The sequence below is a fragment of the Dactylosporangium cerinum genome (assembly GCF_042653625.1).
Classification (GTDB): Bacteria; Actinomycetota; Actinomycetes; order Mycobacteriales; family Micromonosporaceae; genus Dactylosporangium; species Dactylosporangium cerinum.
On the sequence record NZ_JBHSIU010000131.1, the window covers coordinates 356,881 to 382,468 of the forward strand.

The 25,588-nt window shown below is 71.6% G+C and carries 25 protein-coding genes and 1 riboswitch; of the genes, 9 read left to right on the top strand and 16 right to left on the bottom strand.

Features of this window, described 5'->3' with window-relative positions; genetic code table 11:
- Nucleotides 1-5: 5 nt before the first annotated feature.
- Complete coding sequence (locus ACFPIJ_RS63740) at nt 6-1,379, top strand: outer membrane protein assembly factor BamB family protein (protein ID WP_380129305.1); 1,374 nt, start codon at nt 6-8, stop codon at nt 1,377-1,379.
- Here the strand turns inward: ACFPIJ_RS63740 and ACFPIJ_RS63745 are convergent.
- Complete coding sequence (locus ACFPIJ_RS63745; protein ID WP_380129306.1) at nt 1,340-1,615, bottom strand: CBU_0592 family membrane protein; 276 nt, start codon at nt 1,613-1,615, stop codon at nt 1,340-1,342. The two genes, ACFPIJ_RS63740 and ACFPIJ_RS63745, sit on opposite strands and share 40 nt — an antisense overlap.
- Nucleotides 1,612-2,283: a cyclase family protein gene (locus ACFPIJ_RS63750; protein WP_380129307.1), complete on the bottom strand. Its 672-nt coding sequence runs from the start codon at nt 2,281-2,283 to the stop codon at nt 1,612-1,614. Before ACFPIJ_RS63750 ends, ACFPIJ_RS63745 begins: the two co-directional genes overlap by 4 nt.
- Before the next feature lie 75 nt (nt 2,284-2,358).
- Between ACFPIJ_RS63750 and ACFPIJ_RS63755 the strand changes: the two genes are divergently transcribed.
- On the top strand, nt 2,359-3,237 hold the full coding sequence (locus ACFPIJ_RS63755; RefSeq protein WP_380129308.1) for a LysR family transcriptional regulator: 879 nt from the start codon (nt 2,359-2,361) through the stop codon (nt 3,235-3,237).
- Here the strand turns inward: ACFPIJ_RS63755 and ACFPIJ_RS63760 are convergent.
- Nucleotides 3,231-4,247 carry a coiled-coil domain-containing protein gene (locus tag ACFPIJ_RS63760; protein WP_380129309.1) on the bottom strand — a complete coding sequence of 339 codons (1,017 nt, stop codon included), beginning with the start codon at nt 4,245-4,247 and terminating at the stop codon, nt 3,231-3,233. The genes ACFPIJ_RS63755 and ACFPIJ_RS63760 overlap by 7 nt on opposite strands.
- 3 nt (nt 4,248-4,250) lie before the next feature.
- Nucleotides 4,251-4,388, bottom strand: a riboswitch (cyclic di-AMP (ydaO/yuaA leader).
- 217 nt (nt 4,389-4,605) lie between these two features.
- On the opposite strand from ACFPIJ_RS63760, the gene ACFPIJ_RS63765 reads away from it, so the two are divergent.
- On the top strand, nt 4,606-5,052 hold the full coding sequence (locus ACFPIJ_RS63765) for an HPF/RaiA family ribosome-associated protein (RefSeq protein WP_380129310.1): 447 nt from the start codon (nt 4,606-4,608) through the stop codon (nt 5,050-5,052).
- Nucleotides 5,053-5,751: 699 nt separating this feature from the next.
- Here ACFPIJ_RS63765 and ACFPIJ_RS63770 read toward each other — a convergent pair.
- The gene (locus ACFPIJ_RS63770; RefSeq protein ID WP_380129311.1) at nt 5,752-7,125 is read right to left on the bottom strand and encodes a condensation domain-containing protein; all 1,374 of its coding nucleotides are present in this window, start codon (nt 7,123-7,125) and stop codon (nt 5,752-5,754) included.
- Between the two features lie 142 nt (nt 7,126-7,267).
- Between ACFPIJ_RS63770 and ACFPIJ_RS63775 the strand changes: the two genes are divergently transcribed.
- Nucleotides 7,268-7,486 (top strand): ferredoxin, encoded by a 219-nt coding sequence (locus tag ACFPIJ_RS63775; RefSeq protein ID WP_380129312.1) that lies wholly within the window; start codon nt 7,268-7,270, stop codon nt 7,484-7,486.
- On the opposite strand, the gene meaB is transcribed toward ACFPIJ_RS63775, so the two are convergent.
- The 5 genes from meaB to ACFPIJ_RS63800 all read right to left on the bottom strand — a co-directional run bounded on the left by meaB (nt 7,483) and on the right by ACFPIJ_RS63800 (nt 13,836).
- Entirely contained in the window at nt 7,483-8,466 is a 984-nt protein-coding gene (gene meaB, locus ACFPIJ_RS63780) for a methylmalonyl Co-A mutase-associated GTPase MeaB (protein ID WP_380129313.1), read from the bottom strand. The genes ACFPIJ_RS63775 and meaB overlap by 4 nt on opposite strands.
- Nucleotides 8,459-10,525: a methylmalonyl-CoA mutase gene (scpA, locus tag ACFPIJ_RS63785; protein ID WP_380129383.1), complete on the bottom strand. Its 2,067-nt coding sequence runs from the start codon at nt 10,523-10,525 to the stop codon at nt 8,459-8,461. The genes meaB and scpA overlap by 8 nt, the downstream gene beginning before the upstream one ends.
- 59 nt (nt 10,526-10,584) lie before the next feature.
- The gene (locus ACFPIJ_RS63790; RefSeq protein ID WP_380129314.1) at nt 10,585-12,372 is read right to left on the bottom strand and encodes a methylmalonyl-CoA mutase family protein; all 1,788 of its coding nucleotides are present in this window, start codon (nt 12,370-12,372) and stop codon (nt 10,585-10,587) included.
- Between the two features lie 151 nt (nt 12,373-12,523).
- Nucleotides 12,524-13,492 carry a DUF1152 domain-containing protein gene (locus ACFPIJ_RS63795; protein ID WP_380129315.1) on the bottom strand — a complete coding sequence of 323 codons (969 nt, stop codon included), beginning with the start codon at nt 13,490-13,492 and terminating at the stop codon, nt 12,524-12,526.
- Nucleotides 13,489-13,836, bottom strand: coding sequence for an MmcQ/YjbR family DNA-binding protein (locus ACFPIJ_RS63800; protein ID WP_380129316.1), 348 nt, complete (start codon nt 13,834-13,836; stop codon nt 13,489-13,491). Before ACFPIJ_RS63800 ends, ACFPIJ_RS63795 begins: the two co-directional genes overlap by 4 nt.
- A 266-nt stretch (nt 13,837-14,102) precedes the next feature.
- On the opposite strand from ACFPIJ_RS63800, the gene ACFPIJ_RS63805 reads away from it, so the two are divergent.
- Nucleotides 14,103-16,616: a putative bifunctional diguanylate cyclase/phosphodiesterase gene (locus ACFPIJ_RS63805; protein ID WP_380129317.1), complete on the top strand. Its 2,514-nt coding sequence runs from the start codon at nt 14,103-14,105 to the stop codon at nt 16,614-16,616.
- A 9-nt stretch (nt 16,617-16,625) separates the two neighbouring features.
- Here ACFPIJ_RS63805 and ACFPIJ_RS63810 read toward each other — a convergent pair whose 3' ends face one another.
- A complete protein-coding gene (locus ACFPIJ_RS63810; RefSeq protein ID WP_380129318.1) occupies nt 16,626-17,126 on the bottom strand; it encodes a chemotaxis protein CheX in 501 nt (166 codons plus the stop codon).
- A gap of 162 nt (nt 17,127-17,288) precedes the next feature.
- Here ACFPIJ_RS63810 and ACFPIJ_RS63815 point away from each other — a divergent pair, with 162 nt between their 5' ends.
- Together ACFPIJ_RS63815 and ACFPIJ_RS63820 are read left to right on the top strand one after the other, a co-directional pair.
- Nucleotides 17,289-17,885 (top strand): ATP-dependent Clp protease proteolytic subunit, encoded by a 597-nt coding sequence (locus ACFPIJ_RS63815; RefSeq protein WP_380129319.1) that lies wholly within the window; start codon nt 17,289-17,291, stop codon nt 17,883-17,885.
- A gap of 56 nt (nt 17,886-17,941) precedes the next feature.
- The gene (locus ACFPIJ_RS63820) at nt 17,942-18,748 is read left to right on the top strand and encodes an SAM-dependent methyltransferase (protein WP_380129320.1); all 807 of its coding nucleotides are present in this window, start codon (nt 17,942-17,944) and stop codon (nt 18,746-18,748) included.
- Nucleotides 18,749-18,849: 101 nt separating this feature from the next.
- Here the strand turns inward: ACFPIJ_RS63820 and ACFPIJ_RS63825 are convergent, their stop codons facing one another.
- From ACFPIJ_RS63825 to ACFPIJ_RS63835, 3 genes are all read right to left on the bottom strand, one after another.
- A complete protein-coding gene (locus ACFPIJ_RS63825; RefSeq protein ID WP_380129321.1) occupies nt 18,850-19,104 on the bottom strand; it encodes a hypothetical protein in 255 nt (84 codons plus the stop codon).
- A 34-nt stretch (nt 19,105-19,138) separates the two neighbouring features.
- Complete coding sequence (locus ACFPIJ_RS63830; RefSeq protein ID WP_380129322.1) at nt 19,139-20,032, bottom strand: hypothetical protein; 894 nt, start codon at nt 20,030-20,032, stop codon at nt 19,139-19,141.
- 140 nt (nt 20,033-20,172) lie between these two features.
- Nucleotides 20,173-20,421, bottom strand: a complete 249-nt coding sequence (locus tag ACFPIJ_RS63835; protein ID WP_380129323.1) for a hypothetical protein — start codon at nt 20,419-20,421, stop codon at nt 20,173-20,175.
- A 164-nt stretch (nt 20,422-20,585) separates the two neighbouring features.
- Between ACFPIJ_RS63835 and ACFPIJ_RS63840 the strand changes: the two genes are divergently transcribed.
- Nucleotides 20,586-21,377 carry a hypothetical protein gene (locus tag ACFPIJ_RS63840; RefSeq protein WP_380129324.1) on the top strand — a complete coding sequence of 264 codons (792 nt, stop codon included), beginning with the start codon at nt 20,586-20,588 and terminating at the stop codon, nt 21,375-21,377.
- A gap of 4 nt (nt 21,378-21,381) precedes the next feature.
- Here the strand turns inward: ACFPIJ_RS63840 and ACFPIJ_RS63845 are convergent, their stop codons facing one another.
- Nucleotides 21,382-22,041: a response regulator gene (locus ACFPIJ_RS63845; RefSeq protein ID WP_380129325.1), complete on the bottom strand. Its 660-nt coding sequence runs from the start codon at nt 22,039-22,041 to the stop codon at nt 21,382-21,384.
- Nucleotides 22,031-24,085: a sensor histidine kinase gene (locus ACFPIJ_RS63850; protein WP_380129326.1), complete on the bottom strand. Its 2,055-nt coding sequence runs from the start codon at nt 24,083-24,085 to the stop codon at nt 22,031-22,033. The genes ACFPIJ_RS63845 and ACFPIJ_RS63850 overlap by 11 nt, the downstream gene beginning before the upstream one ends.
- Before the next feature lie 174 nt (nt 24,086-24,259).
- Here ACFPIJ_RS63850 and ACFPIJ_RS63855 point away from each other — a divergent pair, with 174 nt between their 5' ends.
- Entirely contained in the window at nt 24,260-24,898 is a 639-nt protein-coding gene (locus ACFPIJ_RS63855; RefSeq protein WP_380129327.1) for a hypothetical protein, read from the top strand.
- A gap of 20 nt (nt 24,899-24,918) precedes the next feature.
- On the opposite strand, the gene ACFPIJ_RS63860 is transcribed toward ACFPIJ_RS63855, so the two are convergent.
- Complete coding sequence (locus ACFPIJ_RS63860; protein WP_380129328.1) at nt 24,919-25,500, bottom strand: TetR/AcrR family transcriptional regulator; 582 nt, start codon at nt 25,498-25,500, stop codon at nt 24,919-24,921.
- Nucleotides 25,501-25,588 lie beyond the last annotated feature (88 nt).

Below are 25,588 nucleotides of genomic sequence, written 5' to 3' on the forward strand. Positions count from 1 at the left end.
GGCGGGTGCATACGCACGCCCTAGCCGACGGCCTGCGCCCGCGTCGGTCGCTCTGGCTCTCGCGGCGTGCCAGGTGGTCGGCGGCCGTCGTCGCGGTGCTCGTCGTCGCCGTGCTCGCGGGCGCGTTCGTGTACCGGCTCAACCAGCGGCCGTATGCGTTCGACCGGCTCAGCCGCATCGGCGTGGTCACGTTCCCGGACGCCGTCGACGACGCCAGCATCCGCGCGTTCCTGGACAGCAGCCGGGCGTTCGTCGGCTACCCGGCCACCGACGGCCACTTCCATCTGCACGCGGTCGACGTCGACGAGCCCGCCGCGGCGCCGATGTGGACCAACACGTCGTTCACCGCCGTCGAGTCGTTCCACTTCGCCCGCGGCTCCGTCGTGGTCATCAGCCTGCCGGACCAGGCCGGTCACCGCACGATCACCCTGCTCAACGCCTCCAACGGGGTGCCGTTCATCAGCTTCGACGTCACCGACGACGACCGGTGGGAGCTCGTCGGCAAGTACTTCGTCCGGTACCGGGCGGCGGAACACCGACTGGTCATCACCGATGTCGGCACACAGAAGGAGATCGCCACCCTCGACCAGCCCGGTGGCGCGCACAGCTTCTGGCTGACCGACAACTGGAGCCACCAGCAGGTGCCGACCTCGACCACCGGCGCCGCGCTCGACGAGCCGCTGACCGTCGACCCGCACCTGGTCCGGGCGGTGGCCGGCGGCGGCCTCGAGGTGCTCAGCCTGTCCAGCGGCAAGCCCGACGCCACCGCGCCGGGGATCGCCGGGCCGCAGGACCTCGTGTACCCGTACGCCGAGCAGGTCTTCGTCGCCACACCCGGGCCCGGGTACCGCATCCGCGCCTATGACCGCATGAAGCTGAGCAAGGCCCAGTGGACGTGGGCGTCTCCGGATCAGCAGGCGAAGCTCGACGCCCTCGTCGCGTGCGGGGAGCGGCGCGTCTGCGCGGTCGAGCGGGGCCGGCTGACGGCGCTGGACATCCGCACCGGCGAGGTCGAGTTCCGCGTCGACCTCGACGGCCCCGGCACCGTGCTGCCCGTCGGCGACCGCGTCATGCTGCGCGACGCCGGCGGCGCGGTGCTGCTGGACGCCGCCGGGCACGTCATGCGGCGCTGGCCCGGCAAGCGGGCCGCCCGCCTCGACGACGGCAGCTACCTGCTGCTGCCCTCCGACGTGCCCGTCGGCGCCTTCCCGTGGCTGGGTGTGCAGGCCGGCAACGGAGCGACCCGCGACCTCGGCTCCATCGACGTGACACCCGAGACGTGCACCTGGAGCCACACGTATCTGGCCTGCGCCGCGGAGGTCCCGGGACGGTTCGTGTTCTACCGGGTCAGGACGCCCTGGTACTCGGGGCGGCTCTGACGGGTGCGCTTGCGCGCCAGCCGGAACATCGCCACCGCACCGATCGCGACCCAGATCACGTTGAGCACGGCGGACGGCCAGGCGCCGTTGACGGCCGAATTGAGCGCGAGGGCGGCACCGCCGGCCATGTTCAGGACCTGGAACACGCCGCCGTCGCCGGTGATCCGCTTGGCGGACACCAGCGCGTACGCGGCCAGCAGCACGGCCGCACCCGCCCAGCCGAGCAGCGCGATCACGACAGCACCGCGAACGCGCGGACCGTGAACGTGCCCATGCCCGCGATGCGCGGCGGCACCGCGGAGAAGCGGAACCCGTCGAGGGGCAGCCGGTCGAGGTCGGTGAGGTGCTCCACGACGTAGATGCCGGCGTCGAGCAGGCCGGTGTGCGCGGGCCGGGTCAGGTCGGCGACGTCGTCGATGTTCACGGAGTCGATCCCGACCAGTGCGGGGCCTTTGCGGACCAGCCACTCGACGGCGTCGCGGGTCAGGAACGGCGCGTCGGGTCCGCCGTAGGCGGGGTTGCCGAAGTGCCTGGACCAGCCCGTACACACCAGAACGGCGACACCGGACAGATCGGTGCCAGCACCGAGAGCCTTGGCGAGGTGCGCCGCGTCGACGGCGCGTTCGCCGGTCGCGTCGACCAGGAGGCCGGGCAGGTCCGCCACCCGGTCGAGGGGTACGTCGGTGAGATCGCCCCGGCCCTCGAACCGGTGCGCCGGGGTGTCGAGGTAGGTGCCGGTGTTGGCGATCAGGTCGATGCGGCCGATCTGGAAGGTGGTGTCGACGGCGTACCGGCCGCGGGAGTCGTCCCGGGACAGGTAGTCGGTGATGACGGGTCCCGGCATGCCCGGGTATGTGACCAGCCCCGCGTGGATCGGGTGGCTCAGTTCGACAAAGCGGCTCACTCGTTCATCTTGATGGACAGCGCAGCTAACGTGTGAGCGAGAATTCCTACAGTTGCACTGAAGCAGGGCTGCACATTGAACCTGGATCCGCGCCGCCTCGCGGTGCTCGCCGCGATCGCCCGCCGGGGCACCCTCGCCGGCGCCGCCGCCGCGCTGCACGTCACCCCGTCGGCGGTGTCGCAGCAGCTGGCGCAGCTGGAGCACACCGTCGGCCGGCCGCTCGTCGACCGGTCCGGGCGGCGGGCCGTGCTCACCGCCGCCGGCCGGGTGCTCGCCGGCCGGGCCGAGGCCATCGAACGCGAGCTCGCCGAGGCCGAGCGGGAGCTGACCGCGATGTCGGGCCGGGCCGCGGGCCTGGTCCGGGTCGGCGCGTTCCCGACCGTGATCCGGTTCCTGCTCATCCCCGCGATGGCCCGGCTGGCCCGCGACCACCCCGACGTGACCTGCTCGATCACCGAGCTGGACGGCCCGCCCGCGCTGCGCGAACTGCGCCTCGGCGGCCTGGACGTGACGATCACCGAGCGGGACGCCTCGCTGGGTCTGGAGTCGCGCCGGCAGGTGCACGTGGTGCCGCTCGGCGAGGATCCCTACCGGGTGGTCGTGCCGCTGGACTGGCCGCCGGTGCATTCCTACGGCGACCTGGCCGACCGGCCGTGGATCTGCGGGCCGCCGTCCTCGACGACGGGGCAGGTGCTCGACCGGCTGGGCCGGGAGCGTGGCTTCACCCCGCGGCGGGTGCACCTGTGCGTGGACTATCCGGCCGTGCTCGCCCTGGTCTCAGCCGGCCTGGGCGCGACCATCGCGCCGGATCTGGCGCTTCGCGGCGGGTCTGATTTCGCGGTGCGGGTGACGGACCTGCCGGTCGCCGGGGCGCGCCGCCTCGACGCCCTCGTCACCGCCGGCAGGACTGCCCTGCCGGCGGTGGAGGCGCTGCTCACGGCGCTCGTTCAATAGATGGACATGTGGACGTGGTTGGTGTGGTCGCTGCTCGGGTCGCCCTGACCGCTGGTATACGCGCGCCAGCCGGCCGCCGGCGTCCAGATCTGCTTGAACCAGATCACGTACATGACCCCCAGCGCGGTCGCGTTCTTCACCAGCCACGCGGCGAGCTGCGTGCCGTACTCCTTCGACGAGCCGGTCGCCACCCCGCCGAAGCCCTTCACGTCGGCGGCGAAGTCGCAGGCCCGTCCCTTCGGGTGCTCGTACGGCTCACCCGGCGGCCGCCAGCACGACACGAAGTGCGTGAAGCCCGCCTTCTGCACCTGCTGCATCGCGTGCAACGTCCTCGGCGTCAGGCAACCCTTCGTGGTCGGGTCGTCGACGCTGCACGACTCGGCCGGCCACGACCCGTCGGCCCGGCGAGGGGCCGGCTCCGCCGTCTTGCTGGTGGTGTTGCCGCTCCCGGTGGTGGATGCGTCGACGGCGTTCTTCGACTGGGCGAGAGCCTGCTCCAGCTCCGCCTTCTGCTTCGTCATCACCGCCATGCTCGCCTGCTGCTTGGCGACCTCGGCGTCGATCGTCGCCTTCGTCTTGCTCAGCTCCGCCCGCAGCACCGCCACCTGGCGCAGCTGCGCGGCCCGCTCGCGGGCGAGGACCTCCAGAGTGCTCACCCGGTCGGCGAACATCCCCGGGGTGCCGCTGTTGAGCAGCGTCGCCGCGCTGCGCAGCCCACCGCCGTTCTGATACGCGGCGACCGAGATCGACTGGCTCTCCTCGAGCAGCGCCGCGTACTGCGGCTCGGTCGCCGCCTGTTGCGCGGCCAGGTTCTTCTGGCGCTCCAGCGACGCGGTGAGCGCGTTCTGCGCGTCGATGTACGCGCGGTTGGTCTCGTCGAGCTTCTTGATCAGCGCAGGGTCGCCGCCCTCGCTGGCGTTCGCCGGTGAGGACGTGCCGAGCACCACGGTCGGGGTCAGGAGGATCGCAAGCGTCGCGACGACGGCGACGATCCACGGAGGTCTGGACATACTGTTCCCTCCATCGGCCGCCTACCGGGTGAGCTGACGGATTCGGGACGGAACAGTCGCCCCTACCGCTCGTTTCGAGCGGATTCACCCCAGAAACTTGGTTCCCCGGCCCGTGGGGGCACGGCTCGGCGGCGGCCCGCGCCGGCACAGTCGGTGCCTACGAGCGGGGCTGCCGCCGACCCTAACCACCTGCGATTTCACCCTTCCTGAGACCCTCCGTGACGTCCCGGCGGCGGAGTGAAACAGGGCGAGGTGAGGGGTGGTAGGCTAGCTTCCTAGGTAGGTTTGGGGGACATGAACCAGGTCACTGCGGGGTATGCGGTGATCGTCAAGGAAAGCAACGGAAGGGGTCTCGGACATGTCGAGGAGTGCTACGAGCACACCGGCCACCGTCGAGGACTGCCTGCGCGTCGGTGCCGGTTTCTCTCAGGGGGACAGGGCCTGGATCGCCGAGCAGTTCGCCACGCTCGACAGTCAACTGGCCACGTACCATGCCGACGCCACCGAGCTCGAGGTGCTGGTGAAGGACCGGGGCGCGCGGGGGCAGAAGGTGACCCTCGAGTGCTGGATCGCCGGGCAGCAGAAGATCGTGACGACGTCGACGGAGGAGGATCTGCACGCCGCGATCAACGACGTCCGCGACGACCTGCGGCGCCGCTTGAACGACGCGAAGACCCGGCAGGAGCCCCGCAACAACCGCCATCTGCGCGAGAGCACCATCACGGACGTCATCTCCCCTGAGCTGACCCCGCCCTTGGACGAGACCGAGCCGGCCGACGAGGAGAGTGCCGCTCGGAGCGTGTGACCTTTTGCGAGAGTTGCCCGGTCGCCGGTTGCTGGCGGCCGGGCTTCGCTGCGTGGTTGCCCGCTTTTGCTGGTTGCGGTTCGCTGTCTCTGGTCGTCCAGACCTTCAAATATTCGCCCAGACGTTGCGGGGACTTGATGGCACCGCCCGGCCTTCGGCCGTGCGACAGGGTTGCGTGGTCACCGCGACTGCCGTCTTGCGGTGATGCCAAGCCAGGTCCGCACTCACATGATCCAGGCCCGTCGAGGTCATCATTCGGTGCTACAACACCGCCTTCAGCCAAAAAACGAAAACCATCGATCACTGGACTGGTCGGTACCAGCGCTCCCGAACGGAAATCTTGAACAACCTGGTGGATCGGTGACCGCCCGCGGTCAGTAATCCACCAGGTAGTTCGAAACGTTGGGTCCGGCGCGGGCGGGGCGGGGGAGATTGCGGCTTTTGTGACCAGCGGCGGTGTGGGACCACCGAATGATGACCTCGACGGCGGTGGATCATGTGAGTGCGGACCTGGCTTGGGATCACCGCAAGACGGCTGTCAGGGTGACCACGCCACCCTGTCGCACGGACGCGCCAGCGGCCGGGCGGTGCCATCAAGTCCCCGCAACGTTGGGCGAATATTTGAAGGTCATGCTGACCGGAAACCGCGAACCGCAACCAGCGACCTGACACGGCTGCACATGAGACGACCAGTGCACATCACAACTCAAGCAGCGTGCCCGTAGTGGCCCGCGGGTCCAGGGCAGCCTTGACGACGAGACGCTCAAGGCCGTCGAGGAAGCCCAGCGGCCCGCGTTCGCCGAGGAAGCCCCGCTCGGAGCACAGCATCAGCTCCGCCGTGTCGCTGAGGTCGGTCAGGAAGAGGAAGAAGTTCGCGCCCTTCGGCAGGCGGTCGATGACCGGGGCGAGCAGCTTCGTCGCCGGCAACGCGTCAGTGATGGCGAGCGTCAGGACGGCCTCGGGCAGGGGTGGTGGCGGGGTCTGCTCCTGCACCGAATACCGGGTGTCGTTGAAGAAACAGTAGCCGTCGGGGGTGATCGCCCGCTGGACGGCGATCTGGGCGAAGATGGTGTCGAGCTTGCGGGGGTCGTACTCGCAGTGGGCGTAGGCCAGCAGTGCCGCGTCGGAGGCGCGGTGCAGCAGGTCGCCGACGGATTCGCTGGACGGCTGTGGGAACTCCAGCCGGAACAGTGCGTTCTCGTTGAAGGCGCCGACCAGGCCCCGGCTCGCCGGTCGGAAGCGGGTCGACACGATCAGGCGCAGGAATGCCTCGTCTTCGCCGGTGTGCGAGGCCAGCAGCAGCGTGACGGCGGCGAGCAGGACGGTCGCCGGGGGCACCCCGTGCCGGCTGGCGAGACCGTTGGTGGCCAGGGCGAGGGCGGGGGACTGGATCTGGCCCCAGTCGAGGTTGGGTGGCCGGCCGTCGCGGGTGCTCTCGATCATGCAGGTGGGCACCCCGGCGAGGTGTTTCGACCAGTAGCTCAGCGCCTTCGCCTCGCGGCGCAGGCCGATGGGCGAGGTCTCGTATTCGACGCGTTGCAGCGGCTGCTGGCCCGGCTCGACCACGATCGGCGGGTCCTGGAGCAGGTTGAGCAGGTCGCCGCGGACGATCGCGAAGCTCCAGCCGTCGACGGCCATGTGGCTGGCGGCGAGCAGGACGGTCACCGGCAGCCCGTCCTGGGTGAGCACCGCGACCCGCAGCGGCAGGTCGGCACCGATGTCGAACCAGGGCCTGCGCAGCGCCTCACCGAAGTCGTTGAGATGAAGATCGCTGATGTCGTGGACCTGCAGCGGGATGTCGCCCTCGCCCACGACGCGCTGCCGCGGTCCGTCGGGGGTGTCGACGAACAGGGTGTGCAGCGCGTCGTGCCGCTCGACGAGCCGCTGGAGAGCAAGCGTGACGTCGGACAGGGAGCGGCCGGCGGGGACGGGGCACTGGACGAGGAGGTTGAGGGTGGTGTCATCCGCTGGCAGCCAGCGGAACACGTCCCAGATCGCGGTCTGCGCCCAGATGAGCGGGCCTTCGGCGGTGCGGCCGGTGTGGAAGTGCACGGCCGTGGGGGGTAAGTGCATTCGAGTCACCTTCTGCCGGAACGGGGTCAGGGTGAGCGCCTCGAAAGTTACGACCGCAGTGGATGTTTTTCAATCAGCCGTACGAATATTGCGCAACCGCGCCGGGTCTGCAGACAATGGCGGGGTTCGATAGGTTGGTGGTATGTGGCGGATCACCGTGGACCACACGTGCATCGGGTCGGGCAGCTGTGCGGGCATCGCGCCGGACCGCTTCGAGCTCGACGACGTCGAGGGCCGGGCGCACCCGGTGAGTCCGGACGTCGCCCCGGACGACGAGGCCGTCCTCGACGCGATGGCCTCCTGCCCCATGGAGGCGATCAGCGTCCTGGACCTCGACACGGGCAGACCGGTCGAGATCTAACCGAAGGTCGGGATCTCAAGGAAGGCGGCCAGGATCGCGTCGGCGGCCTGGCCGGGGGTCATCGTGCCGGCGCGCACCTGACGCTCCAGATCGGGGGCCAGGGAGCGCACCGCCGGATCGGTCTGCAGCCGGTCCAGCAGCGTGCCGCGGGCGGTCTCCCAGATCCACGCGACCCGCTGCGCCTCACGGCGGCGGTCGAAGTCGCCGGAGGCGGCCAGGTGCTCGTGGTGGCGTTCGAGGCGGGCCCACAGCTCAGGCAGCCCGTCGCCGGTGAGCCCGCTGCACGTCACGACCGGCACCTGCCAGTCCCGGCCGGAGCCGCTGCGCAGGAGGCGCAGCGCACCGGCGAGCTCGCGGGCGGCCTTGCCCGCGTCGGCCGCGCCCGGGCCGTCGGCCTTGTTGACGGCGATGACGTCGGCGAGCTCGAGGACGCCCTTCTTGATGCCCTGCAACTGATCGCCAGTGCGGGCGAGGGCGAGCAGCAGGAACGTGTCGACCATGCCGGCGACCGCGGTCTCGGACTGGCCGACGCCCACGGTCTCGACCAGGACCACGTCGTAACCGGCGGCCTCGACGACCGTCATCGCCTCGCGGGTCGCGCGGGCCACGCCGCCGAGGGTGCCCGAGGTCGGCGATGGGCGTACAAATGCGGCGTCGTCGACCGAAAGCCGGGCCATGCGGGTCTTGTCGCCGAGGATGCTGCCGCCGGTGCGGGTGGAGGACGGGTCGACGGCGAGCACCGCGACCCGGTGCCCGGCGCCCGTGAGCGAGACGCCGAGCGCGTCGATGAACGTGGACTTGCCGACCCCGGGCACGCCGGTGACGCCGATGCGGCGGGCCCGGCCCGCGTGCGGGGTCAGCGCGACGAGCAGCTCCTGCGCGCGGGCCCGGTGATCGGGGCGGGTCGACTCCACGAGGGTGATCGCCCGCCCGATCGAGGCCCGGCGGCCGGCCAGGACACCGTCGAAGAGGTCATCCATGCCGGGAGCGCAGCTGGTCCAGCAGGTCCAGGGCGGCGTCGGCGATCACCGTGCCCGGCGGGAAGATCGCGGCGGCGCCGGCGGCGCGCAGCTCCTCGAAGTCCTGCTGCGGGATGACCCCGCCGACGATGACGAGGATGTCGTCGCGGCCGAGCGCGGCGAGCTCGTCGCGCAGCGCCGGGACCAGGGTGAGGTGCCCGGCGGCGAGGGAGTTGACGCCCACGATGTGCACGTCGGCCTCGACGGCCTGCCGGGCCACCTCGCCCGGGGTCTGGAACAGCGGGCCCACGTCGACGTCGAAGCCGAGGTCGGCGAAGGCGGTCGCGACCACCTTCTGGCCGCGGTCGTGGCCGTCCTGGCCCATCTTCGCGACCAGGATGCGCGGGCGGCGGCCCTCCGCCTCGGCGAACTCGGCGGTGGCCGCGCGCACCCGGTCGATGTTCCCGGAGGAGCCGGCTTCGTCGCGGTACACCCCGGAGATGGTACGGATCTGCGCCGTGTGCCGCCCGAACACCTTCTCCAGCGCGTCGGAGATCTCGCCGACGGTGGCGTGCGCGCGGGCCGCGTCGACGGCGAGGGCGAGCAGGTTGCCGTCGGACGCGGCACCGGCCGTCAACGCCTCCAACGCGGCCTGAGTCCTCAAAGCGTCCCGGTCGGCGCGCAGCCGGGCGAGTTTCGCCAGCTGCTGCGACCGCACCGAGGAGTTGTCGACCTTCAGGACCTCGATCGGCTCGTCGGCGTCGGGCCGGTATTTGTTGACCCCGATCACCGGCTGCCGGCCGGAGTCGATGCGGGCCTGGGTGCGGGCCGCGGCCTCCTCGATGCGCAGCTTCGGGATTCCCTCGTCGATCGCGCGGGCCATGCCGCCGGCCGCCTCGACCTCCTGGATGTGCTGCCACGCGCGGGCGGCAAGGTCGTGGGTGAGCTTCTCCACGTAGGCGCTGCCGCCCCACGGGTCGATGACCCCGGTCGTGCCGGACTCCTGCTGCAGCAGCAGCTGCGTGTTGCGGGCGATGCGGGCGGAGAAGTCCGTCGGCAGGGCCAGGGCCTCGTCGAGGGCGTTGGTGTGCAGCGACTGGGTGTGCCCCTGGGTGGCGGCCATCGCCTCGACGCAGGTGCGGACCACGTTGTTGAACACGTCCTGCGCGGTGAGCGACCAGCCCGAGGTCTGGCAGTGCGTGCGCAGGCTCAGCGACTTCGGGTTCTTCGCGCCGAACTCGCGCACCAGCTTCGCCCACAGCAGCCGCCCGGCGCGCAGCTTCGCGACCTCCATGAAGAAGTTCATGCCGATCGCCCAGAAGAACGACAGCCGCGGCGCGAACACGTCGACGTCGAGCCCGGCGTCGCGGCCGGCGCGCAGGTACTCCACGCCGTCGGCGAGGGTGTACGCCAGCTCCAGGTCGGCGGTCGCCCCGGCCTCCTGGATGTGGTAGCCGGAGATCGAGATCGAGTTGAACTTCGGCATGTGCGTCGAGGTGTACCGGAAGATGTCGCTGATGATCCGCATCGACGGTGCCGGCGGGTAGATGTAGGTGTTGCGGACCATGAACTCCTTGAGGATGTCGTTCTGGATCGTGCCGGACAGCTGCTCCGGCGCGACCCCCTGCTCCTCGGCGGCGACGATGTACAGCGCCAGGACCGGCAGCACCGCGCCGTTCATGGTCATCGACACGCTCATCTTGTCCAGCGGGATGCCGTCGAACAGCTGCCGCATGTCCAGGATGGAGTCGATGGCCACGCCGGCCATGCCGACGTCCCCGGCGACCCGCGGGTGGTCGGAGTCGTAGCCGCGGTGCGTGGCGAGGTCGAACGCGACGGACAGGCCCTTCTGCCCGCCGGCGAGGTTGCGCCGGTAGAAGGCGTTGGACTCCTCGGCGGTGGAGAACCCGGCGTACTGGCGCACCGTCCACGGCTGGGTGGTGTACATCGTCGGGTAGGGGCCGCGCAGGTACGGGGCGATCCCCGGATACGTGTCGAGGAAGTCCAGCCCGGCCAGGTCCGGCGGGCCGTAGACGCCGGCGACGTCGATGCCCTCGGGTGTCTGCCATGCCTCCGGCAGCGACGGCTCGGCCGGGTCGACGCGCGGGGTGCCGAGGGCGACCTCGGTGAAGTCGGGGATCACGGCGCCACCAGTCCCAGGTCCGAGTGCGTCCGGCGCAGCACCGCGAGGGCGTCGCAGCCGGTGTACAGGTAGTCGTCGACGTGGTCGTAGCCGGCCGGTTTCCCCGCCAGCCAGACGGTCCGCGCGCCCTCGGCCTTCAACCGCCGTGCGGTCTCCTCCGCCTCCCCGGCGTAGGACCGGTCGGATCCGCAGATGCAGACGACGTCCGTGACTGGTCCATTGTGGACGGTACGGATCCCGCCGGCCGCGAACAGGTTGGCGGCGAACGAGGCCCGGGCGGTGTGCGCGGCCACCGGTCCGAGCGTCACCAGGCTGACGACCTTGCCCGCGCCGCCTTCGTCGGCCGCGTCGCGGAGGGTTTCGAAGGCTTCGGCGCGTCGGTGCTGCGGCAGCCCGCCCGACGGTGGCGGCGGCGCGGGGGAGCGGGCCGGGCGGCGCTCCTCGAGGCTGGCGAACTCGCTGACCCCGGTGACCGGGTCGAGCCGGTGCGCGAGCCGGTCCGCGCGGCGCTGCCAGGTCGCCGCGACCCGGTCCGCGACCAGCCCGGAGTCCAGCGCGGCCGGCATCCCGCCGGCCCGTTCGACCTCGACGAACACGTCCCAGGCGGCGTGGGCCAGGGTGTCGGTCAGCGACTCGACGAACCAGGAGCCACCGGCGGGGTCCAGGACCCGCGCCACGTTGGCCTCCTCGACCAGCAGCGTCGAGGTGTTGCGGGCGATCCGCCGGGAGAAGCCGTCGGGCAGCCCGAGCCGCGCGTCGAACGGCAGCACCGTCACCGCGTCCGCGCCGCCGACCCCGGCCGCGAAGCAGGCGACGGTGGTGCGCAGCAGGTTGGACCACGGGTCACGGGCGGTCATCATGGCCGCGCTCGTCACCGCGTGCTGGATCTGCGCGCCGCGGTGCGGCATGTCGCAGACCGTCGCGATGCGCGCCCAGATCCGGCGGGCCGCGCGCAGCTTCGCGATGGTGGCGAACTGGTGCTGGTCGGCCGCATAGCGGAACTCCAGCTGGCGCAGCGCCATCCCGACGCTCAGCCCGGCGTCGACGAACGCCCGCAGGTACGCCACCCCGGTGGCGGCGGCGAAGCCGAGCTCCTCGGCGTCACTGCCACCGGCCTGGTGATACGGGGTCGCGTCGACGGTCGCCACCGTCAGCCCCTCGGGTGTCGCTCCGGCCAGGCGGCCCAGCATGCCGAGATCGGCGGGCTGGCCGGTCTTCGCCTGCCAGCCGAGCGGGTCGGCGCCGAGGTTGCCACGCTTGTCCTCACCCGGCAGGCCGAGGAACACGGCGGCGGCGGCCTCGGTGTCGGCGCCGCAGTCCAGCACGACCGGGGCGAGGTCGAGGTACACCCCGTCGAGGACCTCGGCGATGCTGCCGGGCGCGATCCCGTCCAGCCAGATCGAGGTGGCCCCGTTCTCCAGGTCGGCGAGGATCGCCTCGCGGGTCGCCTTCGGGTCGGGGTCGGCGTGGCGTTGCCGCACGTCCCACGCCCGTGGGGTCGCGCTGCCACCCCGGATGAACGGCGTCTGCCCCGGCCACCCGACCGCCGGCAGCGCCTCCGTGTCGGCGGCCGTGTACAGCCCCGCGAGGGCGATCCCGTCGTAGGTCACGCTGCCGAGCAGCTCCTGCACCGCCTCGGGCGGCGTGCCGTCGTCGGCGGTGCCGGCCTTGCGCAGCACCGCCAGGGCCAGCCGTCGCCACTGCTCCAGGTCGCCGCCGGCGAAGTCGGCTCCCAGCCGCAACCCGCCCGGCTCCTCGGAACCGGACCTGAGAGGCTCACTCATGACCGGATGCTAAGGGCGTGTGACAGCGTCCCCGTCACCGTTGTGAAATGGTCCACCAGTTGAATATCTCACCGGTTCACCCACTTTGCCCGCCCCTCTGCACCCCCTAATCACTCGCTGTTCTGCACCCCCTAGGTCTCGGTGGCCCGGCTCAGTGCGGGTAGGCGCGGGGGATGCGCGGGGTGACGCCGGCGCGGAACTGTTCGATGCGGGTCAGCACCTGCTGCATCCCCAGGGTGTCCTCGAGCCGGTCCCGGTACAGCAGCCGGCCCGCCAGTCCGTCGACGGTGCAGCTGAAGTAGATCGCCATCAGCGGGTTGACGAACAGGGCGCTGTCGCCGGTGCGGCTGGTGAACCGCACGTCGCCGAACTCGCCGCGGCTGGCCGCCGCGATCTGGCCGTTGACGATGCTGGGCCGCAGTGGCGTCGCGGCCTGTGCGTGCGCGACCGCGTCCCGGTAGAGCGCGGCCTCCCGGCTCGCCGACGGCAGCGACAGCGCGCCGAGGTAGGCGCCGTCGCGGTCGAGCGCGGCGAGGTTCTCCAGCACCTGGGTGTGCCGCACGCCGTGGTACGCGTCGATCCCGAACCCCAGGCACGTCACCAGCTTCACCGGCACGTCGAGCCCGGCGACCGCGACGAGGCTGGTCATGTCCTCCACGGGCGTGCCCAGCCCGGCCTCGTCGCCGCGCATGAGGATGTCGGTGCCGCCGTCGACGAGGACGATCGCGTCGAGGTCGAGCGGGCCGGCGAGGGTCGCGTACGCCTCCCGCAGCGGCTGCACGCCGGTGCGCGGGAACGCGTACACCAGGTCGGGTTCGCCGTGCTCCCGCAGCCACCTGGCCAGGGTCCGCTCGGGGAAGTAGTCGTCCAGTCCCGTGGTCCGGGCCGTCACCGCCGCCACGCCGGGTGCGAGCCACACGTCGAGATCGAGCAGTTCCAGCGCTGAGAACGACAGGTTCGCCAGGTGTACGGTGCGGCCCTGGGCCCGCAGTGCCAGCGCGAGTGGCAGCCCGGCGTACACGTCGAACCCGCCGCCCGCCCCGGCGACCAGCACGTTGCGGGCACCGGAGAGGGCTTCGAACAGCGGCGGCACGGCCAGTTCCACGGGCCGGCCCGTCACGACACGCCCTGATGCCAGGAGGCGTAGACGCGTTTGGGCACGACCATCCGCCATGCCTCGACGATCAGGTCGCGCAGCTCGTCGCCGCCGAGGTGTGCCAGGTGCCCGCAGACCCAGTTGAACCGCAGGTCGGACAGCGGCGGCTGGAAGAACCGGGTGGGGTCGGTCGCGACGAGCGCGGCGCGCTCCTCCCTCGGGAATGCGAAGCCGAGCGTCGTCTCGTCCTGCGACAGCGCCAGGTAGACGATGCTGCCGACCCGGAACTTGACCCGGTCGCGGATCAGGTGCTCGGTGGTCCGCGGCAGGCTCAGCGCCACGCCGCGCACCTCATCGACGGTGCCCATCCGCATATCGTGGCACGGCGGAAGGCTCCGTTCGGGGCATCGAAACCTGCCCTCGTACCCAGGCAGGCGGTAGCACGCACATCGAGCCGACAACGGATCGGTATAAATCCGGACAATAGGTGTGGGAAGTCGTCCGAACGGGTGACACCGACGTCACCGGCATCGGTGGGCGTCGTTGGTGGGGCAGCTAGGAGTCCCCCCTGCCGAGCGAACGGACCGCAGCCATGAAACCGGGTATCGGTGGCGCGCACAGATCACGAGGCCGGATGCTCATGGCTTCGGCACCGCTCACACTGGCCGTCGCCGCGGCCGTCCTCGTCGGCGGACCCCCGCTCGGACTGCCCGCGAACCTCGCCGTGCTCGCCGCCGCCGCGGCGGCCACCACCCTGCACGCCGCCTGGCTGCTGCGCGCCGCGGTCGCGGAGCGGGCCGCGCCGCGGCCGCACGGGACCGGGTTCAGCCTCGCCGCGCTCGCGTTCGGGGTGTTCACCGCCGGCGTCTCGGCCGTGGCCACGCCGGTCGCGGCCTACCTGGCACCGGCCGCCGGCGTCGCGCTCCTCGCCGGCCTGCTGAAACTGCCCGGCGTCACCGTCGGCACCGGTGGGGCGCTGCGCCGGGCCCTCGACGGGATCTGCGTCGCGCTGTGGAAGTTCCTGACGCTGCTGGTCCTCGTCCTGGAACAGCACGGCCACCCCAGCACCACCGTCTTCACCACCTGCCTGCTCGGCGTCACCGGCATCACGATCGCCGTCGTGAGCGGGGTCCGCGCGCCGTTCCCGCGCTGGGCCGCCGTCACCGCCGCCGGCGGGGTCGCCCTGATCGTGCTCGGCCTGGCGGTCCTGCCGCTGCGGCCGGCCGGCGACGGCACCTGGCTGCTGGTCGCGGGCGGGCTGCTGGTGCTGGGCTCGGTGCTGGTCTGGGCCGGCGCCTGCCGCAGCGTGGACGTCGACCGCCGGCCGAGCCGCCCGGCGATCGACGGCACCCTGATCGGCGATCCGCTGCTGGTCGCCCCGGTCCTCGCCGGTGCCGCCGCGGTGCTGTACGCGCTGTTCAGCCGTGGCCAGCTCGGCCTGACCGCGATGGTGATCGGCACCTGCGCGGTCCTGGCGGTCGCGGTGCGGGAGCTGCTCGAGGCGGTCGCGCTGCGCCGGTACAGCGGACAGCTCGACGCGCAGGAGGCCACCTTCCGCACCCTGGTCGCCGGCTCCAGCGACGTGATCGTGGTGCTGGACCCGGACCTGTCGGTGCGGTGGCAGTCCGCCGCCGCGGCCCGCCAGTTCGGGTTGTCGGACCAGGAGGTCGTCGGGCGGCCGTTCCGGCAGCTCGTCCACCCCGACGACCTCGACCTCGTGGCACCGGGCCGGGCCGGGCCGCAGCCGGTGCGGGCCCGGATCCAGGACGGCTTCGGGGTGTGGCGCCCGGTCGAGGTCACCGTCACCGACGAACGCGGCAACCCCGAGGTCGACGGCGTCGTGGTGCACCTGCGGGACGCGAGCGCGCAACAGGAGCTGGAGCACAGCCTGCAACGCACGATGCGGGTCGACCCGCTGACCGGCCTGGCGAACCGCGGGACGCTGCTCGCGCAGCTCAACGAGGGCGGCGGCTACCTGCTCACGATCGGCCTCGACGGGTTCGCCGGCGTCAACGCCCTGCACGGCGCCGATGTCGGCGACGCGATGCTCGTCCAGGTCGCCGCCCGCATCCGGGGCGCGGTCAACCACGGCGACGTCGCGGCGCGGCTCAACGGCGACGAGTTCGCGGTGTACACGCGGGTCGACCAGGTGCACGCGTTCACCCTCGCCACGCGGCTGCTCGGGCATCTCGGTGAGCCGTACCCGCTGCCCGGCGCCGGCCTGCAGCTGTCCGCGGGGATCGGGCTCGCCCCGGTCGGCGGCGGCGCGGAGGAGTCCCTGCGCCGCGCCGGGCTGGCGCTGCGGCGAGCGAAACGCGGCGGGCGGGGCAAGGTCGAGTGGCACGACGCCGCCGTCGAGGACGCCTACGTGCGGCGGGCCACGCTCGAGCAGCACCTGCCGCAGGCGGCGGAGCGCGGGGAACTGGACCTCGCCTACCACCCCGTCTACGACCTGGTCGAGGGCCACCCGATCGGCGTCGAGGCGCTGCTGCGCTGGCGGCACCCGACGCTCGGCACGGTCCCGCCGAAGGAGGCCCTCGAGGTCGCGCGGGAGCTCGGGATGACCCGGGACATCCACGACTGGGTGCTCAACCAGGCCTGCCGCCAGCTGTCGTCATGGCAGCACGAGGGGTACCAACTCTGGATGTCGATCAACGTCGCCATCGACGACCTGGTCGCCGAGGGCTTCGCCAGCCGGCTGAGCCTCACCCTGGACAGCCACCAGATCGACCCGGCGGACCTCGTCGTGGAGCTGTCGGAGCGCGAACTCGGCGTCGACCTCGACCGGGCCGTCGAACCCCTCGCCACGGTGCGGGCGATCGGCGTACGGACGGCGCTGGACGGCTTCGGCACCGGCGCGACGTCCCTCGCCCACCTGCGGCGCCTGCCGACGGACCTGCTGAAGGTCGACGGCGCGCTGTTCGCGTCGGAGCCGGCACCCGGGGGAGCGGCGGCACCGATCATCGACGTCGTGGTGAAGCTGGCGCAGCGGCTCAACGTGACGGTCGTCGCCCACGGCCTGGAGGCGGAGCGGCATTTGGAGGTCGTGCGGACCGCGGGCTGCCGGTACGGCCAGGGCCACTACTACGGCACGCCGGCACCGGCGGAACGCATCGAGGCCGCGCTGGTGCGCCAGCGGACCTGGTGACGGTGCTGTTCATTGCACCCTGGCGGTGACTGGCCGGTCCCGGTGCACGTGCAGGACGCTGAACGTGATCGGCTGGTCGGGCTTGCCCTGCCAGCCGAGGGCCAGGCGGAGCGTCTCGCGCGTCGAGGGGAACAGCATCTTGCCGGTCGCGACGACGGGCAGCCCCAGCTTCGCCGGTTGCGCGCCGCGGTTCTTCAAGTTGCCGCCGACCACGTTGATCAGCTCGCCCATGGCGTCGGTGACGTCGCCGTCGGTGACCTCGTCGGGCTCCATGGCCAGCATCAGGCCGGTGATGTCGTTGGCGGCCGCGGCCGGCACGAGCACCCGCACGTGCCCCTCCCACGCACCGGTGATCGACACCGCGGCGGTGATCGGCCGCAGGTCCAGCGTCGGCTCATGATCCGTCGGCTGGGCGTCCGGCTGCTGCAGGTACGCGTCCCAGACCTCGTTGACGATCTCGACGAGGTCCCGGTCGGCGAGGCCGGACTCGGTGAGCGAGGCGTCCACCATGCGCACTCCAGACGTCGTGGGGGTGTACCTACACCGCATGGTGCCAGCCGAAAGTGGCAGTTCCCCAGAAACGGGCTTTTTCGTGTCCGTTCGCTTTCGCCCGCAGCGGAATGCGCCCGCGGCGAGCGGCGACGGGTCCCGCCGTCACCTAGGGTCGGGCGCATGGAGCACAGCTCGCGGTACCGCTATGACCGTCGCCCCGACGACGATCCGCCGGTCCCGCCGGCCCAGCACGCGCCCTGGCTCGACGAGCAGCTGTTCGGCCGCCGCATGGTGTTCCTGCGCGGCGTGATCGAACCGGAGATGGCCGGCCGCGCCGCGGCGACCCTCCTCGCCCTCGACGCCCTCGGCGCCGACCCGATCACGCTGCACCTGGCGGCGGAGGAGGGGCAGCTCGCGGCGGTGTTCACGCTCGTGGACGCGCTCGACGCGGTGCAGGCCCCGATCCACGCGACCGCGGTCGGGCAGATCGGCGGCGCCGCGATCGGCGTGTTCTGCGCGGCGCAGACCCGTTCGGCGTTCGCCCACGCCCGCTTCCGGCTGTCCGAGCCGAAGGTCACCAGCCCCGGCGGCACCGCCGACCAGGTCGTCGCCGAGGCCGGCCGCTATCTGCGCGACCTGGAGGACCTGGTGCTGCGCATCGCCGCCGCGACCGGCCAGCCCCGCTCCCGGGTCGAGGACGACCTGTCCGCAGGCCGGGTCCTGTCCGCCGAGGAGGCCGTCGAGTACGGTCTGATTTCCTCCATCACGTCACGGTAGTCTTGCCCGTGCGTGATCTACTGGGTTCGATCGCGCGGGGACGAGAGGAACGCTGGGTGAGCAGCACCGAACACAGCCGGATCGACACCTCGGTCCCGCACCCGGCCCGGCGCTACAGCTACTGGCTCGGCGGCAAGGACCACTTCGCCGCCGACCGCGAGTCCGGCGACGCGATCGCCGCCGCGTTCCCCGCCGTGGTCGCCCTGGCCCGCGCGAACCGCGCGTTCCTGGCCCGCGCGGTGCGGTTCGTGGCCGAGTCCGGCGTCCACCAGTTCCTCGACCTCGGCACCGGCCTGCCCGCCCCGGACAACACCCACGAGGTCGCGCAGCGCGTCACCCCCGAGTCCCGGGTGGTCTACGTCGACAACGACCCGATCGTGATGGTCCACGCCCGCGCGCTGCTGCAGGGCGACCCACGCGGCCGGACCGCCTACCTCGAGGCCGACGTCCGCGACCCCGCCGCCATCCTGGCGCACCCGAGCCTGCTCGAGACCATCGACCTGACCGCACCGGTCGGCGTCCTGCTGGTCACCACCCTGCACTTCGTCCACGACGACGCCCAGGTCGCCGCCGTGGTCCAGCACCTGCTCGACGCCGTGCCGTCCGGCAGCTACCTGGTCCTCACCCACGGCACGATGGACTTCAGCACCCCGGAGGGCGTCGCGGCCTACGAGAAGATGTTCGCCGCCGGCGGCACCGACGTGCGTGCCCGTCCCAAGAGCACCATCGAGCAGTACGTCACCGGCCTCGACATCGTCGAGCCCGGCATCGTCCCGGTCAGCGACTGGCGCCCCGACGCCTCCGCCGACCGCCCCGTCAGCGCCGACCTCCAGATCTACGGCATGGTCGCCCGCAAACCCTGACCTCTGTGGCCCCGCTGACGGACGACGACGTCAACCAGATGCTGGGCTTCGTTCCAGCGCAACGAATTCTCTCCTCGTTGTGCGGCGGCCGCCGCAGCTGGTCAGCGTCGCCTCCGGCGACGTCGCCGACGACCCGCACGCGATGGTTGGCCCGGCGCCGGCTCGATCCCGGGCGGCTCGTCGCCCTCGGCGCGATACACCTTCAGCGCGTCGGCGCGACGCTTCTCATCCTGGTGCAGCACCGCGACGGTGCCACCAAGCAGCCGACACCAGTTCTTGACGATCAGCCGGACGATGATGATGGTGACCGCGGCGTACGGCGAGGTTTTGAGCAGGTCGAGAAGCCAGACGGGCATGATTGCGCTCCCTGAACGGGCGGGAGCATAACCGTCAGATCGGCGCCAACTCCCGAAAGAGGACCATGGGGGACAAGGTCTTCCGGGCAGGGTTAGGACCACGGGTGCGGTGCTGGTCGACGGTGTGGCTGTGCGTCACAGCTTCGAAGGTTTCGGCGTGACGGATCTTCTGGATGCCGAGCAGCCGGCGGAGCAGGACAACAGCCATGCGCAGCGCTCGGCGGATCAGCGCTGTCGCAGACCGGGCGCGGCGCGACCGGAACGGGCCTGCGTCTCTCGCGCAAAGGTGGGAAACGATCAAGGCGAGAGTCGTGGCCCTTGCGTCGACCTCGGTCGGCTTCGGCCGGTCCGATACGCCTAGATCGACTTCGGAAGCGGTCAACGGCTTGAGGGGGGAGCCATCCTGGCCCGGGCGATGCAGAAGATCGCAACGAAGCTCGTGCGCGGCGTCAAACCTCAGCCTGCGAACCCGAGGGGTGGCATCGACAACTGCGATGGGTCCGAGTGTCGGGGCTGCGAGAGGACCGACATTCCGCTCCACGGCCAGTGATGCGAACTGGTCGAGCAGCCAGGCCGTCAACCTCGGCTTGCTTGTCCCAGCGTCGCAGGCTGCGGACCGCACCGTCCCCGAGGCCGCAATCTGAGGATGTTGCTGGCCGGCGCGCCAGATGGCGCGGAGATCGTCGGCGATGGACCCGGCCGGCGACCCGACACGGGCCAGAGCCTCCAGTTGCGTGACAACGGAAACCTGGTGCCAGGACGACTCGGCCGGCTGAGCGTCGGACAGGGCCTTGAGCACCGCCAAGGACCTGTCCGACCACACTGGGGTCATCTGAGTGATGGCCTTGCGCACCGATGGAGAGAGGCCCGCAACGACAGCGACATCCGACGTGCGGAAGCCACCACCTTCGGAGCGAATCTCGTCCATGCCACTCATGGTAACGGCCCGATACGACATATCCCGTCGCGCTGCACGGCCCATTTGGCCGAGGACCTCCTGCGGCACCGCGCCTGCGTGCTTCGGTAACGCGGTGGGCGGGGCAAGGCGCCCCGCCCACCGCCGCCTGCTCAGCGGGTTGCCGCCGGGACCTTCTCGGGTTCGGTCGGGGCGGTCAGGTCGAGGGTGCTGCGCAGGGCGGTCGGCTTCATCAGTGCCGCCGCGATCACGCCGACGATCGCGATGCCGGGCTGACCAACGTCCAGGTCGTCGCGGTGAAGTGCCCGCTGTGGCTCAACGACGACCGCCTGGACGCTCTGGTCGGTGACCCGGCGGCGACGGAGACGATGCTGGAGGTGCTGCGCGGGGTGGAGCGCCAACCCAGCATGCTCGGCGCCGGCGGCCACCTCCTCGGTCGGCGCGCTGTGTGGCCGGAGGCGAGACGAAGGACCCAGAAAACCGGACACCATTTCGTGGCACTGTACGGTTATGCTGCCGCCGGACATCGGTGATCATGTGCCGATCACACGGGGGAGGAAGCGCTGTGCGCAGTTACAGGAAGCTCGGGGCCGCGGTCGTCGTGACCGTCACGCTTGCGCTCACAGGGGCGTGCGGCGGCACGGGAGAGGACAAGACGGCGGCGGGCAGCAGTGGGAAGCCGTCGACGGCACCGTCGCTGTCGCCGGCCGATGCGTTGACCGCGTCGGTGAAGGACATCGGCAGCACGCCGTATGCGTTCTCGCTCAAGGCCGACACGTTCAAGCTCAACGGATCGGTCGACGCCGCGAACGGCAAGGTGCTGGTCAACGCCTCGATGGAGATCTTGACCGTGGAGGTGGCGACCGAGGGCCGGGTCGACGGCAAGGACTGGTTCATCAAGCAGAGCCAGGGTCCGGACGCATTCGAGAACAAGTGGGTGCACCTGGACCCGGCCAAGCTGAAGGAAGGCTCGGTCGCGTTCGGCGTCGAGGACGTCAAGGACCCGGCCGGGATCAAGACGTTGGTCGGTGTGATGACCGCAACGGAGAAGGCCGCGGACGGCACGATCAAGGGCACGCTCGATCTCGCCAAGATCGAGAGCGTGCTGCTGTACGTCGACCCGACCGTCGTGATGGACATCCCCGACAAGGTCAAGGCGCTGCCGTTCCAGGCCAAGCTGGACAGCAGCGGCCGGCTGGCGGGCCTCACCTTCGAGATCCCCGGCACCGACGGTGACCCGGCGACGCCGGTGGCGTACGCCTTCACCGACTGGGGCAAGGCCGTCGCGGTTGAGAAGCCGACCGGCGCGATCGAGGCCACCGACGAGATCTACAAGTACTTCAACCTGGAGCGGTAACCCACTAGCCGGGAGGCCGGCCCAAACCGGCCTCCCTGGCCCGGACGATCGCCTCGGAACGGTCCGCGACCTGGAGCTTCGCGAACACGTTCGAGACGTTGTTGCGGACCGTTTTCTGCGACAGGAACAGCGTCTGCGCGATCTGCCCGTTGGAGCGGCCGGCGGCGAGCAGCTCGAGGATCTCCCGCTCGCGGGCGGTGAGCTCCGGGAAGGCCGTGGTCGCCGTCGGCGGACCGGCGGCGAAGAACTCGGCGATGCGGCGGGCGAGGGTCGCGCCGAAGACCGCGCCGCCGGAGGCGACGGTGTTGATGGCGCGCACGATCTCCTCCTGCTCGGCGCCCTTGACCAGGTAGCCACGAGCGCCGGCGCGGACCGCGCTGAAGACGGTGCCGTCGTCCTCGGACATGGTGAGCACGACCACGCCGACCGAGGGGGCCTCGGAGGCGAGGCGGCGGGTCGCCTCGATGCCGTTGAGGTCGGGCATCTGCACGTCCATGACGACGACGTCGGGCAGCAGGTCGACCGCGAGGGTCACCGCCTCGGCGCCGGTGGCCGCGGTGCCGACGACGTCGATGCCGTCCACGGACCCGAGCAGCACGGCGAGGCCGTCGCGGAAGATCGGGTGGTCGTCGGCGACCAGCACCCGGACCGGCTCATCGGCCATCGGACACCTCCTGAACTGCGCGGGCCGCTGATCCTAACGGCAACGTGGCCCGCACGGTGGTGCCGCCGTCCGGTGGGCACTCGATCTCACACCTGCCGCCGAGTTCGGCGGCCCGTTCCCGCAGCGAGATCAGCCCGACTCCGGACGGCGTGCCCGCCGCGATCCCAGCGCCGTCGTCCACCACCGAAACCACCAAACTGTCTGAAATAACGGAAAAATCCACTACACACAGCCCAGCCCGCGCATGCTTCGACACGTTCGCAAGCGCCTCCGACGCAATGCGATACGCGGCCACCTCGACAGCCGCGGCGAGCCCGGAGGGCAACACGCCCGAGACCCGGATGGTCAGGACGGGAGTGCGCAGGCGGTCCGCGACCTGGTCCACGGCGCCGATCAGTCCCACGTCGTCGAGGGCCGGCGGACGCAGGTCGTGCACCAGGCGCCGCACATCGGCGAGGGCGGACGACACGTCCTCGCGGGCCTGCCGCAGCACCTCGTCCGCCCGCGCCGGCGAAGCGGCAAGCAGGTTGCGGGCGGTGTCGATGCGCAGCGCCACCCCGCCGAGCGCCGGACCGAGGCCGTCGTGCAGGTCGCGGCGGACCCGGCGGCGCTCCTCCTCGCGCGCCCCGACCAGACGTTCCCGGCTGTGCTGCAGCTCGGCGGCGAGGTGGCTGGACCGGGCCGCGGCCGCGGCCTGCCGGACCACGTCCGCGAGGAGCCGCTCGTCCCGCGGCGACAGCACGGTGCGGGGACCCCCGGCCGGCAGGATCAGCCGGCCCACGGTTTCGCCACGGTACGTGATGGGCAGGGTCTGCGTGTCCCGCACCGCGGTGCCGTGCTCGGCGAGCAGCGTCGAGTCCCCGCCGCGGTGGACCTCGACCGCCACATACGGCGCGTTGAACGCCTCGGCGACGCTGCGCGCGACGGCCAGGAGCTGGTCCTCGGGGCTGTCGGTGCGCTCCAGCTGCTCGGCCAGCCCGGACACGACCCGGTACGGATCGTGCCGCCGGCCCAGCACGACCCGCTGCACGAGCTGCCAGAGGCGGTGCCGCAGCGGGCCGTACACCAGCATCACGACGAGCAGCCCGGCCAGTGCCGCGCCCTGTTCGCCGAGCAGGGTCGTCGCCGCGGCGAGCAGGACCGCGTCGACGGCGACCACGAGCGTGGCCAGGGCGCCGTAGAGCACCGTGCCGCCCAGGAGCCGGTCGATGTCGACGAGACGCGGGCGCAGGATGCCGATCGCGATGGCGCCGCCGGTGACCACGATCGCCACGACCAGGCCGAGCGACAACGCCGACTGGGGCAGCAGCAGCGCCGAGAGCATGACCAGCACGTCGACGACACCGGCCCAGACGAGCCACCGCATGCGGGTCTTCGCCAGGCCGGAAGCTTGCCGGTATCGCCGGAAAACGACGACGAACGGCACCAGCAGGCTCAATGGCAGTGCCGCGTAGCCGATCCGGAGCAGGACCGTCCAGACGCTGTCCGGCAACGGGATGCTCAGCAGGTCGGCGGACAGGTGGGCCAGCGGGCCCGCGTCCTCGGCCCCGGCGATGCGGGCCGGCACGAAGAGCAGTGTGAGCGGGAGGATCGCGGTGCAGCCGAGGCTGACATACGCGGCCCAGCGCCAGCGGCCGGCCGGTGGGCGGCCGTCGGGGTAGAAGACCAGCAGCAGCGGCAGCGAGAACAGCAGCGACGCGCCGAGGCGCTGATACAGCCACCAGGTGACGGTCGCGCCGGGCAGCCACGGGTCCTGCGCGGTCGCGTAGCTGGCCCACTCGGCGCAGGTGCCGTCGGCGGCCCAGTGCAGGCCGGTGACGCAGAGGATCCAGGCGACCGGGTTGCGGGGGACCGTGCGGGCCAGCAGCGCACCCGGCACCGCGAGGGCCAGCCCGGCGAGGCCGGAGACCCAGCCCGGCTCGACCCCGTCGGCGGCCCGCCGGTCCGCGCCCAGCGCGACCTCCAGGACGATCGAGGCGACCATCGCGCCCAGCGTGAGCAGGACGAACAGGCCGCCGGCGAGGGTGGGGAGCCGCGTGCGCATGCGGTCATGGTGTCAGCCGGGCTGTCCCGTGGTCCCGAGGACAGCGGTCCCGTTCTGCCCGGGACACCTTCAGGGACCGCCTTCAGGGCGCCCGGCCCTGCCGCCCGGGTCGCCGCGGGACGCAGGATTCACGGCATACCCGGCGAGCCTCGCCGTTCACATAAAGGACCTGCCATGTCGATCCGCACCGAACCCGTCCCCGCCCGCACCGACGTCCTCACCGGCCAGCCGGCACCGGCCGCCATCTCCGTCCGCGGGGTCCGGGCCCTGGGCCTCGCCCTGACCGTCGGCACGCTGTCGTGGGCGACGAGCATGTTCACCGTCGGCAACAACCCGACGGACTCGCTGGGCCTGACCATCACCGACACCACCGGCGGGCTGTTCCAGCTGGGGCTGTTCGCCCTGCTGGCGATCCAGGTCCGGACCCGCGCGACCGGCCTGACCAGGGTCGCCAAGGGCATGCTGGTCGTCGAGCACGTCCTGCTCGCCGTCGCCACCCTGTGGAGCTTCCTGCACGCGTTCCCGGCGCTGCGCGACGCGACGTGGCTGATCCCGATGGACATCTTCTGGCCGCTGTCGATGCTCGGCATGGCCGTCATCGGCGTGAAGATCGCGTTCGCCGGCCGCTGGAAGGGCGCCGCGCGGGTATGGCCGACGGTCGCGGAGAGCTGGGCCGTTGTCACCGTCCCCGCGTTCGGGATCTTCGGCTCGCCGGTGGCGGACTACATCGGCGGCGCGCACCTGCTCATCGGCTACGTCGCGCTCGGCGTCATCCTGATGGCGCGCCCGCAGCTGACCGGTGCCCGCGGCTGAGGTTCACCCGCGGCTGAGGTTCACCCGCACAGGAAGCCCTTGCCGGTCTCGGCGAGGGCTTCCTGCATGACCGCGGTCAGCGGGGCGCCGGTGCGGTCCGGGTATGCCTGGACGGCCACCCGCAGCGACGTCAGGAACGCCGCCGCCATCAGCCGGGCCCGGATCGGCGCCGCGACCCCGCGGGCGGACAGCTCCGCGGTGAGGTCGTCCTCCATCGAGGTGTACGTGGTGACCTGTTGCGCGGCGAGCGCCGGGTGCCGCCGCACCAGCCGGACCTGCGCGATCCATCCGGGGTCCCGGGTGCCGAAGTCCTGGAACACCTCGACGGCGGCGGCGGTCAGCACCGGCCACGGCGCGTCGCTCTCCGGCCGGGACCGCACCGCGTCCAGCAGCAGCCGCATGCGGGCCAGGTCGCCGTACAGGAGGGCCTCCTCCTTGTTGGCGAAGTAGTTGGAGAACGTCCGCCGCGACACCTCGGCGGCGTCCGCGATCGCCTCGACGGTGACCCGGTCCGGGCCGTGCTCGATCGCCAGCCGGACGGCCGCTTCGTGCAGGGCCTGCCGGGTGGCGGACTTCTTGCGTTCGCGCAGCCCGGTGCTCACGCTCCGAATGTTACCCACTTCTCACCGAGCAAACTTGCGCACTGGGCAACTTTTTCAGATGCTTGTACAAGGCAAGTATCTGGGAGGT

Coding starts and splice junctions, on each gene's coding strand:
- ACFPIJ_RS63760 (WP_380129309.1), bottom strand. CDS start 4,247: ATGTCCAGACCTCCGTGGATCGTCGCCGTCGTCGCGACGCTTGCGATC.
- ACFPIJ_RS63765 (WP_380129310.1), top strand. CDS start 4,606: ATGTCGAGGAGTGCTACGAGCACACCGGCCACCGTCGAGGACTGCCTG.
- ACFPIJ_RS63770 (WP_380129311.1), bottom strand. CDS start 7,125: ATGCACTTACCCCCCACGGCCGTGCACTTCCACACCGGCCGCACCGCC.
- ACFPIJ_RS63775 (WP_380129312.1), top strand. CDS start 7,268: ATGTGGCGGATCACCGTGGACCACACGTGCATCGGGTCGGGCAGCTGT.
- meaB (WP_380129313.1), bottom strand. CDS start 8,466: ATGGATGACCTCTTCGACGGTGTCCTGGCCGGCCGCCGGGCCTCGATC.
- ACFPIJ_RS63790 (WP_380129314.1), bottom strand. CDS start 12,372: ATGAGTGAGCCTCTCAGGTCCGGTTCCGAGGAGCCGGGCGGGTTGCGG.
- ACFPIJ_RS63800 (WP_380129316.1), bottom strand. CDS start 13,836: ATGGGCACCGTCGATGAGGTGCGCGGCGTGGCGCTGAGCCTGCCGCGG.
- ACFPIJ_RS63805 (WP_380129317.1), top strand. CDS start 14,103: ATGCTCATGGCTTCGGCACCGCTCACACTGGCCGTCGCCGCGGCCGTC.
- ACFPIJ_RS63810 (WP_380129318.1), bottom strand. CDS start 17,126: ATGGTGGACGCCTCGCTCACCGAGTCCGGCCTCGCCGACCGGGACCTC.
- ACFPIJ_RS63815 (WP_380129319.1), top strand. CDS start 17,289: ATGGAGCACAGCTCGCGGTACCGCTATGACCGTCGCCCCGACGACGAT.
- ACFPIJ_RS63825 (WP_380129321.1), bottom strand. CDS start 19,104: ATGCCCGTCTGGCTTCTCGACCTGCTCAAAACCTCGCCGTACGCCGCG.
- ACFPIJ_RS63830 (WP_380129322.1), bottom strand. CDS start 20,032: ATGGACGAGATTCGCTCCGAAGGTGGTGGCTTCCGCACGTCGGATGTC.
- ACFPIJ_RS63845 (WP_380129325.1), bottom strand. CDS start 22,041: ATGGCCGATGAGCCGGTCCGGGTGCTGGTCGCCGACGACCACCCGATC.
- ACFPIJ_RS63850 (WP_380129326.1), bottom strand. CDS start 24,085: ATGCGCACGCGGCTCCCCACCCTCGCCGGCGGCCTGTTCGTCCTGCTC.
- ACFPIJ_RS63855 (WP_380129327.1), top strand. CDS start 24,260: ATGTCGATCCGCACCGAACCCGTCCCCGCCCGCACCGACGTCCTCACC.